General features: G+C 57.4%; 10 protein-coding genes. 8 read left to right on the top strand and 2 right to left on the bottom strand.

Annotation, left to right across the window (positions count from 1 at the left end; translation table 11 throughout):
• Positions 1–24: 24 nt before the first annotated feature.
• Positions 25–747, bottom strand: coding sequence for an SDR family oxidoreductase (locus tag I6L36_RS14280; RefSeq protein WP_052814931.1), 723 nt, complete (start codon positions 745–747; stop codon positions 25–27).
• 140 nt (positions 748–887) lie between these two features.
• Between I6L36_RS14280 and I6L36_RS14275 the strand changes: the two genes are divergently transcribed.
• The 6 genes from I6L36_RS14275 to I6L36_RS14250 all read left to right on the top strand — a co-directional run bounded on the left by I6L36_RS14275 (position 888) and on the right by I6L36_RS14250 (position 8,170).
• Positions 888–1,730, top strand: a complete 843-nt coding sequence (locus tag I6L36_RS14275) for a LysR family transcriptional regulator (RefSeq protein ID WP_109112677.1) — start codon at positions 888–890, stop codon at positions 1,728–1,730.
• A 59-nt stretch (positions 1,731–1,789) separates the two neighbouring features.
• Positions 1,790–2,389 carry an NAD(P)H-dependent oxidoreductase gene (locus I6L36_RS14270; RefSeq protein WP_041212184.1) on the top strand — a complete coding sequence of 200 codons (600 nt, stop codon included), beginning with the start codon at positions 1,790–1,792 and terminating at the stop codon, positions 2,387–2,389.
• A gap of 70 nt (positions 2,390–2,459) precedes the next feature.
• Entirely contained in the window at positions 2,460–4,316 is a 1,857-nt protein-coding gene (locus tag I6L36_RS14265; protein WP_109112678.1) for a monovalent cation:proton antiporter-2 (CPA2) family protein, read from the top strand.
• Positions 4,313–4,699 (top strand): SirB2 family protein, encoded by a 387-nt coding sequence (locus I6L36_RS14260; protein ID WP_049637325.1) that lies wholly within the window; start codon positions 4,313–4,315, stop codon positions 4,697–4,699. Before I6L36_RS14265 ends, I6L36_RS14260 begins: the two co-directional genes overlap by 4 nt.
• Before the next feature lie 286 nt (positions 4,700–4,985).
• The gene (locus tag I6L36_RS14255; RefSeq protein ID WP_029313511.1) at positions 4,986–5,972 is read left to right on the top strand and encodes a YafY family protein; all 987 of its coding nucleotides are present in this window, start codon (positions 4,986–4,988) and stop codon (positions 5,970–5,972) included.
• 1,580 nt (positions 5,973–7,552) lie between these two features.
• Positions 7,553–8,170 (top strand): hypothetical protein, encoded by a 618-nt coding sequence (locus I6L36_RS14250; protein WP_041997608.1) that lies wholly within the window; start codon positions 7,553–7,555, stop codon positions 8,168–8,170.
• A 226-nt stretch (positions 8,171–8,396) separates the two neighbouring features.
• Here the strand turns inward: I6L36_RS14250 and I6L36_RS14245 are convergent, their stop codons facing one another.
• A complete protein-coding gene (locus I6L36_RS14245; protein WP_216986719.1) occupies positions 8,397–9,347 on the bottom strand; it encodes an IS1595-like element ISKpn3 family transposase in 951 nt (316 codons plus the stop codon).
• A gap of 229 nt (positions 9,348–9,576) precedes the next feature.
• Between I6L36_RS14245 and I6L36_RS14240 the strand changes: the two genes are divergently transcribed.
• The gene (locus I6L36_RS14240; RefSeq protein WP_109112926.1) at positions 9,577–11,436 is read left to right on the top strand and encodes a hypothetical protein; all 1,860 of its coding nucleotides are present in this window, start codon (positions 9,577–9,579) and stop codon (positions 11,434–11,436) included.
• Positions 11,421–14,783: a tyrosine-type recombinase/integrase gene (locus tag I6L36_RS14235; RefSeq protein WP_109112925.1), complete on the top strand. Its 3,363-nt coding sequence runs from the start codon at positions 11,421–11,423 to the stop codon at positions 14,781–14,783. The genes I6L36_RS14240 and I6L36_RS14235 overlap by 16 nt, the downstream gene beginning before the upstream one ends.
• The last annotated feature ends 43 nt before the right edge of the window (positions 14,784–14,826 follow it).

The following is a 14,826-nucleotide window of genomic DNA, read 5'->3' as shown; positions in this document are numbered from 1 at the left end:
GGGTCAACCCCTCCCCCGTTTGCATCAGGGTTGCTGACGGGTGGCTGCCAGCACGATCTCCCGCACGCAGACGTTGGCCGGCTGGTGCCAGGCGTAGAGCACGGCGTCGGCGATCACCTCGGGTGCAATGACGCCTCCCATCTGATCCTTCCAGTCGTGATAGCCCGCCTTGATGCGCTCGTCCGTGGTGTGGCTGAGCAGCTCGGTCTCCACCGCGCCCGGAGCGATGGTCACCATCCGCACGCCCACATCGGCCACCTCTTCCCGGATATTCTCGGTCAGGGCGTGGACGGCGAACTTGGTGGCGCAGTAAGCGGCATGGTTCGGGAAGGTCTTGCGACCGGCGATGGAGCTGATGTTGATGATGGTGCCGCTGCGGCGGGCCTTCATGCCGGCCAGTACCGCATGCACGCCATTCAGAACCCCCATCACGTTGATGTTGAGCATCTGCTGCCACTCGGCAGGATCCTGCACGTCGGCCTGTCCCAGCAGCATGACGCCGGCATTGTTGACCAGACATCCCACCGGGCCGAATTGCGCCTCCGCCTGCGCCACGGCGGCCTTCATGGCGGCGGTGTCGGTGACATCGACCCCGATGCAGAGGGTATCGGGCAGGTTCAGCGCCTGCATGGGCTCGACCCGGCGGGCCAGCAACAGCAGCGGATGGCCGGCGGTGGAGAAGGCGCGGGCAATGGCGGCACCGATCCCGGCGGACGCGCCGGTGATCACCACGAGGGACTTGGACATGGAGTTTTCCTTCTGATGCGTTGAAATGGGCGTCAAACAAGGGCTGGCCAGCACGGGACCCAGTCACTATAGTCGCTACATCCATCGGCGATAAATATAGTTTTCCGCTGGTTATCATCTGAATTAACTATGGTATCCCCATGCTGGACCTGAGATTGCTGCGCTTCTTCATCGCCATCTATGAAGAGAAGAACATCACGGCGGCGGCAGCCCGCTGCCACGTGAGCCAACCCTCCCTCTCCGCCGGCCTTCGCCAGCTCGAAGAGAGCCTGGGGGACAGCCTCTTCATCCGGGGCAAGAAGGGGGTGGAAGCGAAGGATCCGGCCCACTATCTCTATCCCCACGCCGTCAAGCTGGTGGAAGAGGCGCGTCGCCTGCCGACTCTGTTTCGCCAGAAGGCGACGCGTGCGAGACTCAACATGGCCATCATGCCCGACCTCAGCCGCCGTCGGCTGGCGGGATTGCTTCGGCGGGTGCAGGGGGTACTGCCCGAGCTGGATCTCACCCTCTCCGATTACGGCACCCCGGCCGACTGCCGACTGACCCTGGATGCCCTGCGCCGGGAGGACGAGATCTTCCTGCCGCTCTGGGAAGAGGAGTACGTGCTGTGCGTTCCCAGGAGACACCCTCTTGCGGGCAGGGCGCGTATCGAGCTGGCTGAGTTGCAACACCATGATTTCATTGAGTGTCCCCCCTGCGAAGCCCATCAGCAAACCATAGGCCTGCTGGCCTGTGACCGGCTCACCCTCAATCTGGTGGCCAAGGCCGAGAGCAAGGGGCTGGTGATGGCGCTGGTGCTGGCCGGAGTGGGCATCAGCTTCCTGCCCGACGGGCTGGTGGAGGACGAAGCGGGCCTGTGCACCCTGCCCGTGAGCGGCCCCCGGATGTTCCGCCGCATCGGCCTCTGCTACCCCGCCCACCAGACCCTGAATCCGGCGCTGCGCGCACTGATCCCGGAACTGGCGGGCCAGGGAGCTTCTTGATAACGTTTCAGCTCACAATCTGTCGCATGTGCCGGCAGCAGACCCTCTTCAGGAATCCCATGAAACGCATTCTGGTCATCTTTTCACACCCGGCGCTGCAGAGTTCCCGGGCCAACAAGCAACTGCTGCACGCCATCGAGGGGCTGGAGGGGATCACCCTGCACGATCTCTGCCAACGCTATCCGGACATGTTCATCAACGTGAAACGGGAACAGGCCCTGCTGGCGGAGCACGACATCATCGTCTTCCAGCACCCCTTCTACTGGTACTCCTGCCCGGCCATCATGAAAGAGTGGATGGACCTGGTGCTGGAGTACGGCTATGCCTACGGCCCCGAGGCCCATGCCCTCAACGGCAAGCAGTGGCTCAGCGCCATCACCACGGGGGGCGGCCCCGAATCCTACTGCCGCGCCGGCTACAATCAGCGCCCGCTGCTCGACTTCCTGCTCCCCTTCCAGCAGACCGCACAGCTGTGCGGAATGCGCTGGCTGCCCCCTTTCGTGCTGCACTCTTTCCACAAACTCGAGGATCCCGAGGCGCTGCGCCGCTGCGGCCAGGACTATCGCCAACTGCTGTGCGCCCTGCGTGACGAGCAGCTGACCCCGGCCCAGCTGGCCGAGAGCCCCTATCTGCGCGATCTGCTGGGGGTACTCCCATGACACACACTCGATCCGGGCGCAGGCCCGGCCAGCCCTCACCGGCATTCATCATGTTAAGGAGAAGCCGCTGATGGGACATGGATTGCTGTTTGATGCCCTGATCTACCTCTCGGCGGCGGTGATCGCCGTCCCGCTGGCCAAGCGGTGGGGGCTGGGCTCCGTCCTTGGCTACCTGCTGGCGGGGATCATCATAGGTCCCTTCCTGCTTGGTCTGGTGGGCGAGCAGAAAGACGTGATGCACTTCGCCGAGTTCGGGGTGGTGCTGATGCTGTTTCTGGTCGGTCTGGAGCTGCGCCCGGCCCTGTTGTGGCAACTGAAAGGGCCCATCCTCGGCACCGGTGGCCTGCAGGTGCTGCTCACCAGTGTCGCCCTGACCGGGGTGGGTTATCTTTTGGGTCTGCCCTGGCAGCAGGGGCTCGCCATCGGTCTCATTCTTGCGCTCTCCTCCACCGCCATCGTGCTGCAGAGCCTGCAGGAGCGCAAACTGATGCAGAGCGAGAGCGGCCGCTCCGCTTTCGCCGTGCTGCTGTTCCAGGACATCGCCGTCATCCCCATCCTGGCGATCCTGCCGCTGCTGGCCATCGCACCGGTCGCCAGCAGCGGCAGCTCGGAGCTGGCAGGCTGGCAGCACGGCCTGCTGGTGGTGGCCGCCATCGCTGGCATCGTGCTGGGTGGTCATTACCTGATGCGGCCGGTGTTTCGCGCCATCGCCCAGTCCCACATGCGGGAGATCTTCGTCGCTGCCGCCCTGCTGCTGGTGATCGCCATCGCCGTGCTGATGGAATCCGTCGGTCTCTCCCCCGCCCTCGGCTCCTTCCTCGCCGGCGTGGTGCTGGCGGACAGCGAATACCGCCACGAGCTGGAAGCAGACATAGAGCCGTTCAAGGGGCTGCTGCTCGGCCTCTTCTTCATGTCGGTGGGTGCCGGCATCGACTTCAGCCTCTTTGCCGCCCATCCCCTGTTGATCCCAGCACTGGTGATCGGTCTGATGGTGCTCAAGTGGCTGGTGCTGATGGGGCTCGGCTTTGTCATTCGCCTCTCCCCGAACCAACGCTGGACCTTCGCCCTGGCCCTGGCCCAGGGCGGGGAGTTCGCCTTCGTGCTGTTCTCGTTCGCCGCCCAGAACAAGGTACTGCCGGGCAGCACCATCTCACTGCTGACGCTGCTGGTGGCGCTCTCCATGGCGCTGACACCGCTGCTGCTTATCCTCAACGATCGAGTGATCCAGCCCTGGTTCGACTACCGCAACCAGAGCGACACCCCCGAACACGAACAGCCCGAGCTGGTGGAACACCCGGTCATCATCGCCGGCTTCGGTCGCTTCGGTCAGATAGTGGGGCGTCTGCTCCACGGCCATGGTATTGGCACCACCATCCTGGAGCAGGATGCCAGCCAGATAGAGATGCTGAGAAAGTACGGCTACCAGGTGTTTTATGGGGATGCCAGCCGACTCGACCTGCTGCACGCGGCCGGCGCCCACAAGGCCAAACTGCTGGTGCTCTCCCTCAATGACCCGGCCACCTCCCTCGAAGTCATCGAGATGGTGAAAAAGCACTTCCCGCACCTCAGAATACTGGCCCGTGCCCAGGACAGACCCCATGCCCACGAGATCCTGCGCCACGGGATAGACAGCGTGCACCGCGAAACCCTGGGGTCGGCCGTGGATCTTGGGGTAGAAGCACTCACCCTCTTGGGATTCAGGGCCAATCAGGCCTGGCGTGCGGGGCAGATGTTCAAGCAGTATGACAATCGGCTGCTGCGGGAACAGGTCAACTACCTGGACGACGAGCACACCTATATCAACAAGAGCCTGCAATACCGCGACATCCTCTCCGACCTGCTGCAAGACGATCAGGAAGGACAGGAGCGTACCCACGCCCATCAATGGAACAGCGGTCTGCCCGACAACGACAAGGAAGCAACATGATTGCCTATTACCCAATGCTCAAACACCTTCACATGACCCTGGCCCTGGTCAGCCTGCTGCTCTTCCTCTACCGCTGGAGCCTGGCGCTGGCGGGCAGCGGGCGGCTGCAACAGAAATGGTTGAAGGTGCTGCCCCACATCAACGACACCTTCCTGCTGCTGTTTGGTGTGCTGCTGGCGGTGACCCTGCAGATGAGCCCTGGCCAGCAGCCCTGGTTGCTGGCCAAGCTGATTGCCCTGGTGATCTACATCGGCCTTGGCGTCATGGCGCTCAAGCGCCCTGCCCGCGGCCAGAAGCTGGTGGCCGGAGTGGCCGCTCTCGCAGTATTCGGCTACATGGTGGGCGCAGCCATCACCAAATCAGCCTGGTCCTGGCTGGCATAACGACGTGTCGAGGTGAGGGTCCGTCCCTCACCTCCTCCCCACCTCCCCCTCCTTCCTGCTTCCATTTCCTTCCAGTCACCCTGGTCGCGAGCATCCTCGCAAGGCTTGTTTGCAATAAAAAAAGGGCTCAAACAACCCCTTTATATTTCTTTTTTGTCTTATTTATCAATGTCATGACTCTTCATGTATAAAAATGGCGACAGTTGTCGCAGCAAAACTTGCGACATAGACTGTCGTAGGCCATGGCTAGGATACACTCAACGCTAAACCAGTGAAGGCATGCACCATGAGTAAGAAGCTGTTACGACAACTGACCTTGGCGCGTTGCATCCCGCACCGCCCTTACAAGCTGACCGCCAGCCAACTCCAGGTAAAACTGGAAGAGGAAGGCATTCACGTCAGTCTCCGTACCGTGCAACGGGACCTGGAAGAGATGTCCGGCATGGGACTGTTCGACCTCACCTCCGATGAGCGCAGCAAGCCTCATGGCTGGTGCTTCGAGCGCCATGGTCTCAATGACTTTGCCAACATCATGCCGCTCTCGCTGGCAGTGGCCCTGAAAACCTGGAGCGACCAGGCAAGCCAACTGTTGCCGGCAAGCGTGCTGACCGAATTGAACCCGCTGATCGACAAGGCTGGTCAGGTGATCCGCGACAGCCAGAGCGAACTGGCCGAGCGCTGGCTGGAGAGCGTGCACCAGTCACCTCGCCCCTTCGCCGGCAATCCGGAGATCCGCCGCAGCACCCTGATCCGCGACGCCCTCTGGCGTGGCCGCAAGTTCAGCGCCGAGATCCAGCGTGTCATCAAGGAGCGTACTGTCTGGCTCTGCTATGACCGCATCAATCCCCTCGGCATCCTGAACCAGCCCGATGGCCCCATCCTGCTCTGTACCCTGTCCGAGCTGGATCCCAAGGTCTACGGCATTCCGTTCGATCACATCAAGAACGTGGAGTTGACCAACTTCAGCGCGACCCAGCCGAAGGACTTCAATATCCAGAAGCTGATCCGCGACCAGGGTTATCAGGACGTCAGCGGTCCGATCCGCTTCGTCGGGCGCATCGATGCCAACTGCCCGACCCTGATCGATGGACAAATCCCGGGGCATAACCCGCGTATGACCCGTTACGACAAGCGCAGCGTGGTGGTGGAGACCGAAGTGCAGGATACGCCCGAGTTCCGCTCCTGGCTGAACAACATGAGCGGCAACCTGGAGGTGCTTGCACCCGAATCACTGCGCAAGGCCTACCCGACTCCTGGGACAAGGGTCAGCTAAAGAAACCAGCAGACAATACAAAGCCGAGATTTATCTCGGCTTTTGTCTACTTTTAAAGCATAAGTATTCAATTAATTTTGAACCCTTACACCCCTGATTGAAGCGGCTGTACCATCGTTTTCCTACCGATTTCTGCTTGTAAGAGATCTGCCATTCCCCCTGTAAGACCCCTCTGTGTTGAACCGTACGTGAAGCCATCCCGCATTGGGTATGCTTTCCACAGAAACTAACTAACACATTGATAATAATGAACAATATCCCACACCAATCCATTTCTGCACCGCGAGTCACGGAACCCAAGCCGAATGCACACCTTGTTCGAGCCTGCAATTGCCTTAGTATGGGTCTCACAAGGACGAGCTGATTCGGCAGGATGCAGAAACAGCGCATAAACAAGGAATAGCCTGCAGGATGTGGGCAAGGAACACCTCGGGATGGGGTTGATAGCCAGGATGGTTATCACAAGGATCGACAGGACAACCGCAGGATGCGGTAGTTGGATACCTCGGGATGAGGTTGAGTGGCACGGATTGTCGCTCATCAAGGATGAAAGGACACCGCAAGACGCGGTCAGGAACAGCTTCAAGATGAAGCGTGATAGCAAGGATGGTTATCAGTCAGAATGACGCAGGAACACCACGGGATGTGGTAATGGACACCTCCAGGAAGGAGAGGGTGAAGCAATCAGGACAGATTGCCAGGCTAGGAAGGCCACAGGACACCCCAACGGATTGGGAAGGGGAATTTCCAAAGGAAAGGATAGCGTCAAGGATTGCAGGGAGCATGGCAGTTCAGGGAATGGACGAAATGACTTGAGGGGACAGCATCTGCTGTCCCCTTTTCTTTGTGCACCCCATGCTCGCGACACAACAGAAAATGGAATCAGCCTGAGCGGTCCTACAACATCACGCTTTTACCAGATATCCTCTGCATCCTGGATAACCCCATCAGATTCAGCCACAGTAGCGCACCTTACCTTTCCTGCGCCCTCCCTCGTCTATGCTCAGCGACATCCACTAGGCCCTCAGAACGCAGCAGATCAGCCGCAACCAACAAGCCAGGATATTTCCTGGCGACTAACTCCAGGTAACGATGGCCACTGACTTCTGCTCAGCCAGGCAGATTGTTGAGTCATCCCTGAACTGTCTATATGTGTGACCACGAATGAAGCATGAATGCCATTCTATAGGGCGGAGATTGCCGTAGGGATGGGTGATAACCCAACCAAGCTACCTGCTACTGAGGATGAGAGACTGGGTAAATGTCAGGTAGCAAAAAGGCCTTCCCAATAGGGAAGGCCTTTCAATTTAGTGGCGGAGCGGACGGGACTCGAACCCGCGACCCCCGGCGTGACAGGCCGTTCCAGCCAGATTATCTCTATTTCACTTATGTGGCATTAAATGTAATCAATTGTTTCTTAATGACAATTACCTTTGACATTCGGTTTTACCATTAAGAACAATTTACGCCACATACGTGGTCACGGTCACAAAATATCGATATTTCAATGATCAATATTTGATCGCGAATTTGCAGGGCGCTAGTCTCAAAATAGACCAATTACCATTTTGAGGTGTCTGATGAGTGACCCCTTCACGCTGTCTCGCGCCCACCCAGACCTCCGTTTCTCTGTCCATCCGCTCGCCCACGCAGCGTATCAGTGGAGCCTCGCCTACCCCCGTCTCGTCTCTTGGAAAAACCTGCCCGGCGGGCTGACCAGCCAATTGCTTCGGCAACCATTACAGGGCGTCATGTTGTACCAGCAGGGTAAAAACAAAAAGATGCGCCCAACGGAATTTCTGCTGTTTTCACCGCTGTGGCCGGCGCTGTACTGGGAGGCTCCCTATCCGCCGGAGGGCACGCTGCTCATTCATAACACCCCATCCCACGTCTCCAACGATGCCGACATTGAACAACAGGCGTGGGCCAGCGCCTTCAGCCTGCTCGTTATGAGCATCGACAGCAGAGAGCTCGCCGCTTTGCGAGAGAGTTTTCAGGCCCAACTGCCCCGGCATATGGCACAGTATTTTTTCGACAAGTCACAGGTGAGCGATGCAGACCTTTGCCTATGGACGGGGTGTAGCCGAGGCACGCTGGTCCAGCAACGCCGACGAGCGGTCAGCAACACTCCGGTCGCCAACCCCTTCGCTGATCCGATTGCGCTACTCGACACCGACTGGAGTCCGGACCATGGATGAGAGGCCCCCTCTAGATCAGGAGCGTTACCACAGACGACTGTGTCACCTGTCCCACGTGGTATGCCCAAAGCTTCTACCGCCCTCATTGCGCTTGACCACCTTCGCGATGCTCAAGTGGCTGATGGGAAACATGCCAGATGATTACTGGCACCGTTACGGAGATTTGGAACGCTGGGCTAGCCATCCACGCTATCGGGTGAACCCCAGTGCTCTTAACATAACCTGATTACCCATGACCCTCAGCCAGCTTCAAGAGCCGATATGGCATCGGAGGGCTTGCCACGACTGCATGCCCCAATTCAACCAACATGCTCTTGAGGTCAAAACGATGATTAAACCGGAAGCAGTATTCCGCAAGATGCCTTGGTAAATGCTTCGCTCCGAGCGTATGGCAACTGCCCCGCAGCGAGTTTTTCACATTTCCTATCATCGTGTTTACCCAGTTGAATGCCGGATGATCCAGCCAGTCCAGGTTGCCCCCGGTGACAACACCCAGGTGCTCACAATTGGCCTCCTTGACCGCTTTGAAACAGGCCAATCCATCGGATATCACCGCGCTGCCACTGGCAATATGCCGTTTTGCCCAATCAGCAACGGACTTGGTTTTGAAACCATCGACCACCGTCATCCGCATCTTGATTGGATGTCCTTCCTTGTTCAGGGCCACTGCTGCCACAAACGGCGTCTTGCCTGCCGCGCCCCGACCCCGTTTGCCACCACGGCGCTCGCCCCCCCAGTAGACATCATCGAGCTGAATGATGCCGCTGATGGGCTGCTTGTCATCGGACTCTTTCATGGCTTGCAGCAGCTTGTGCTTGAGCATCCAGGCGGTGTCATATTTGACGTCCAACTGGCGCTTTAGCTCCATCGCTGACAAGCCAGTTTTGGTCTGTGACAACAGGTGCATTGCCAGAAACCACTTGGTCAGTGGGAGCTTGGTGTTTGCGAAAATCGTGTTTCCAGTCAATGACATCTGGTGACGGCAGTGATTGCATTGCCACACACGTGGCCGCCTTCTCAGGCGACAACAGGTCTTGTTGGCACATTCAGGGCAGACAAAGCCGTTAGGAAAACGCCAAGTGAACAGCGCGTTTTCGCACTGAGCCTCAGTGCCATAGTCCTTGAGAAACTCAAACAGGCTGTAGCCTTTCTGGAATTGGATTTTGCTTTTGGCCATGATCTCGCACCTCGATAACTGTACGTAAGTTCAGTATAGTTCGTGGTAACTGACTGCTAATCATGGGTAATCAGGTAACATAAAAACTCCATTTGAGGCTTGTCACTACCTCAGGCGACAGCAATTACTGACCGAGTGCGGATTCGCCGCTGCGATCAATATCACTTCCCCCTCGGCTTGGTCAGATGACGATCGCGATCACTATCGATGTTACCAGCAACTGGTCATCGTGAGTTGTCTAAAGTTACACCTCATCGGTGATCATGACTCCGCCATCGAAAACGCGCTGCGGGAGATCCGTCTGATCGCTACCGAAGCACGGCACACACCGGTGCTGCAAGAACTGCCGGATATGGCGGCTCACCCAGATCTGGCGACACTCATCACGACGCTACGTGCCAACCGCCAACACGCGCTATCGCCGCTCATCGAGCGAGGGCTTGGTTTTCTGTGTGTGGTCATCTACGATGCCTATCGCCTGGCAAAAGGCATCACTCGCTATCGCAGGTCAAAGAAACTGCCCGTCGCCGAGCACTATGTCCAATTGATTCAGCTAGAAAAAACTGATGACACTGACATCGTGATCGAAGAGCTAGTTATGCGACCAGGGCCTAATGGAGAGCCGATCGATGAGCTGCCTTTCGCTCTTGATACCAAGACCGTGCGCATCCACGACCCCAGCTCTCCGCACCGCTCACCATTTTTACGCGCCGAATTGAACAGGCGAGTCACCGAACAACTGGCAGTGCGTCAGCTGTCACTTCCGTGTAGCTTCGAGCAGGCCAGTGATTGGGATATCGAGCATCTAGTGAGGGATGCAGTCAACGAGGGTGACCCTGCTGGAGGTTGGTTATTGCTAGCTCTCGTATGCGGCGGTATCCCTGGTGGCCTAGCAACAGGCCGGAGTTTGCAGGTCATAAAAGATCACCTCTGCCTCGTCATTGAACACAAGGTACCAGCAAGTACACTGGATGAGCGACTACATGCTCTGCTGCCCCCCACCCACTCACGTGTCGTTCTGCCGCTCCCAACGGTGTTACAACATTTGGCTGTCAATGCACCGCCCCCGAGCGAACAGTTGTTGAAAAAGCACCTTGCGCTTATCAACGAACGCCACCAAACCCGGCTAACCCTGGGGCGAGTCACTCGTTATCTGGAGCACTGGTATATCAACCAAGGCTTCGATCTGATGCAGGTGGCGCTCGTCCGTGGTCAGGACTACAAGAAGCGCCCGGCACTGGCGTACAGTAATACCCCCACCGACCAGGTGACCAAGCACCATCGAGCCTATCTACAGTTTTTGTTTAACTTGGCGGGACTGGATGCGGGTCTGCCGCCAGCCCGTAGCATCCCTGCCACGGTTGGCAGTAGTCTGCTCCTGCCGGGCAAGGTGCTGCATAACCTGTTTAACCGGCTGTTAATACCGCCACCGGCCCCCAAGCGTGATGCAGCCCTTGAGGAGGTGGCGAGCTTTCACAATCACTACCTTTGCTACGTGTGGGCACTGCTGACGTTTGTAACTGGTCACCGGGATGTGACTGCTCCACTGGGATCGCTCGCTGACTACAACCCCATCACGCGTACATGGTGGATAAGCGATAAAGAGATCCGTAATGGGCTGGCGGCTCGGACCTTGGTGATCCCTGTCACCGCCGCTCGCCAGGTCGCACTTTACCAAGCCCATCTACATGCCCTGGGTCAACGCTACCGACTTCTGCATCGCGGGCTGGCACAGCGCTGCGATGCCGCACTTGATGGCAGCAAAAATCTGCTGTTTTTCATCCTTCATGACAGTCAGGGTCATCTGCTGCCTCAGGATCCCACACCCAGCAACCTCAATCAGCAACTGGGTAACCGGCTGCCGATCCAGCACAACTGGGCTCGCCACCATCTACGCAGCGTCCTGCTGCGCAGCGAACTGGCACCGTCAGTGATCGATGGCTGGATGGGGCACGAGGAGATCGGCGAGTCGATATTCGGTCGCCACAGCTGCCTGTCCATCCAGACTCTGCAACACGTTGCCGACCTCATTGAAGCACATTTGAATTTTCACCAGATTGAGGCAAGGGCAGGATGGCAAATCCTCTGATCCTATCACCGCGGCGCCGCGAGCTGATGGTACAACTTGGCCGAGATAAGCGCCGACAGGACCGTAAAGATGAGGCCGAAGTGGTGATCACCCAGGCCATCAAGATCTTTCGTCATCATCTACCAGAGATGTTGGAAGAATCTCCCTGTGCCGACCGATTTGAACGGTTGTGGCCAGACATTGATGCCCAACTGCGGCAAGATCTAAAGACCCTGCACGCCTACCGCTTTGCCTACTCGGTTATCTGCCAGAAACTGGAGATGGGGAACCGGCAGGGAATCTGGTGCATTGCGATCCCCCCTCCTTACTTGACTGTGCGACGCCCTCACCCATTTCGCTCCGAGCATTGGCACCAAGCGACTATCACTATGGCCAACGCAGCTCATACTTGGCGCACCACATTGAGTGAACCGACCCAAGACCCCGACCGGTTATTCGCCCGTTTGCTCGTCTGCGGAATCCTCTATGGCGGGCTCAATCGCCCCTATTTGTGGCTCGCCATGGGGCATGCATTGCTCGAAATCCAGCCGCTGTCCGGTAATCATGAACTAACTTGGATCACCCTAACCCTCGAGCCTGGCGAGCTTCCCAGTAACAGCTATTACCATCATGACGAACACGATGGCAATGCAGAACACAACGAGATACACCAGACTGGTATACGGGCCATCACCCAAGTGAATTACATGCCTGACCCAATCAGCCTCGGTATATTGCGGCAGTTTCTCAAACATCGCCCCGCAACTTGGTGCCCTCCAACCAAACAGGCAGAGTGCCTTGGATTGTTGCAAAAGGAATTGGGAGCAGAGATCAGCCAGCAAGCGCTCTGCAGAGGAGCCATCGGCTTAACCGAACATCAGCTTGGTACTGAACTCCCGCAGGTACTGCTGGAATATGCAGCAGGACGAACCCCAAGTGCATCACTTCCTCTCGCATACTGGCACCGGCTGCTCCAACCTCGCCTGTACCCAGCCAACCAGGACACCTATCAGAAATTTAACTCTCTAGAAAGCGTGGCGAAATGGCCAATGGCAAGCACCAGCCAGCCATCGCAAAAACCCTATCTGCTAGATGAATTAAGAGCGATTTTTCGACAAGACCCAGCCGCGCCCAAGGGCCCGAAAACCATCATCACGGAACTCGATGCTCTTGGGAACACGAGTGCCCTTACGCTCAGCGAACAAGTGCTAGTCAGCTGGTTGCTGTCATTGCTTCTGACACGCCGTTTGGCCCCGTCGACTGCTCAGCGCTACCTCGAAAGCATCGGCAAGGAGTGGTTATCGATGACCGCACAACTACCGCTTGCAAGCTACGATGGCATCGATTTTACCGAACTCTATCACAGCATTCTTAACCGCCCACGCAGCCAATATCAGCGTGACTTCATGGCTGGCCGCCTTCAGGACATGCATGTCTTCGCCGTCGAGGCGTTTGATATGGCAGCGCTACCAGAATCACTTGCAACCGGCGAGAAGAAAATTCCCCATGTCAGCGCCGCCATAGTCGATGAGCCCCTCTTTGCCGGTTTGCTGGCACAGGTCGATTGCTTCATCGATACCGACGTTACTCTGCGGATGATGCTTAAATCCTTTCTTATCATGGCCTATCGCACCGGTTTGCGCCCCGGAGAACTCGCCAAGTTGCGGCTAATGGATGTTGAGCCCTCCCCCATCGGGTGGCTTTTTGTCCGCAACAACCGCCACGGTCATAACAAGACCGATGCGGCACTGCGCAAAGTACCACTTTACCCCATGCTCACCGGCAATGAGCGCGATCTCCTCAAACGCTATATTGGCGAGCGACGGATGCAGGCGGATAGCAACAAGGAGTTGCTGTTCCACGCTGCGGGCAATCTCCACGAGCGGGTCAACCTGCAACAGATCTCCCTGATGGTCAGGTCTGTACTCTACCAACTCAGTGGCGGCCTTCATTATCGACTCTACCACCTGCGTCACAGCTGTTTTTCTCGGATGCAGTTGCTGCTGCATCACGATCTGGTGTCCTTGCCAGACATTGTCCAGCGAGCCTTGTTGCCCTACCCCGACACACAACGCGAGGAGATTGTCCGCCTGATCGCAGGCCAGCATCGCCTGCGGGATCGCTATATGGCGCTCGCAGTGATGGCTGGGCACAGCAGTCCCGAGATCACACTGAATCACTACCTGCACTTCACCGACCTGTTACTTGGCTGCCACCTAGCATGCAACCAAACCCCGCTCTCCAGGCAAGAGAGCCAATATCTGTTTGGTATATCGACCCACAAGCAACGCACACTAGACTGCGAACAGGAAAAACCAACGCCCCTGACCCCGGCTAAGCTGATGCCCCACCTACTGAAAAGGCTGGGAGCCTATCAGGCAACACCACCGCGCCAAGTGCGGCAAGGCATCAAGGCGAAAACCCTCGCCGATGCAAACCGAGCCAGTCATTACGTGCAGAGTGAAGCCGTCCTCAAGCATCTTGAAAAAGGAAAGGATCGACGGGAGATAGCCAGCCAATTTGGCTTGAGCGAAGAGTTGCTGGCGACTTGGCATGCGAGCGCAATCGAGCTAGGCAATCTGGTGACACAAAAAGCCCGCTCACGGTTGATTCCCCGCAACCGGCAGCGACAACTGCTCCCGGCTGAACTCGGCACAACCGCAGAGAAACATGCACTGGCTGACGTCTTGAAAGTCTGCCAAGCCATGAGAAAGAGACCCAAACAGATGGCCGAGTTCAGGTGGGCCATCCGCTATTGCCTGACCAACTCAAACAGCTCCCATGCCGGGATCAAATTCACCTCTCCAAAAATCTTCCGCCGCTTTATGACCTTTGTCAGCAAGTTATATCCCTGGTCTCAGTGGCGACTTGATCTCCACGTGCCCCAAGATAAACCTGCCAAACGCTGGCACCTTCATCCAGCGCTGGCCGTCGAGCGCAGCACGCTGCGCAAAGTGCAGCAGTTTCCCCAAGGCTATGCCTACTTATACCTAAACCACCCCAAGGAGGAATTATGCCAGGCGGGCCATTCATCACCGATGTTGCGCTATCTGTTTCATCGCTTTGCCATAATCCTATTCAAGGCGACCAGCATCCGCCGCTGGCAAATTGGCGATTCACAAAATCTGCAACGCATCGCAAAACTGGCCGACACCAATCCAATGACGTACGAGGTACTGATGGAGATTGACAGGATGAGCCGTGACATGACGCACTATGAAATGGCGCTATGTGGGTCATTATTCCATGAGGCTCTACAGAGGGCTGATGAGGATGTTTACAGGGATGTCGTAGAGCAACTATATGAAGAAGGCCGTCAACGCGCCGCCGAATGGTCTGTTGCTCAGGATGAACCCCGATGGGATTAGCCAGGCAAGCTCTTTCTGGCGCGGCTCTGAAAAGTGGGGGTCA

The organism is Aeromonas sp. FDAARGOS 1406, from assembly GCF_019048565.1.
Classification (GTDB): domain Bacteria; phylum Pseudomonadota; class Gammaproteobacteria; order Enterobacterales; family Aeromonadaceae; genus Aeromonas; species Aeromonas caviae.
The sequence above is the reverse complement of the archived record's forward strand: the minus strand, read 5'-3'. Positions and strand labels throughout refer to the sequence as shown.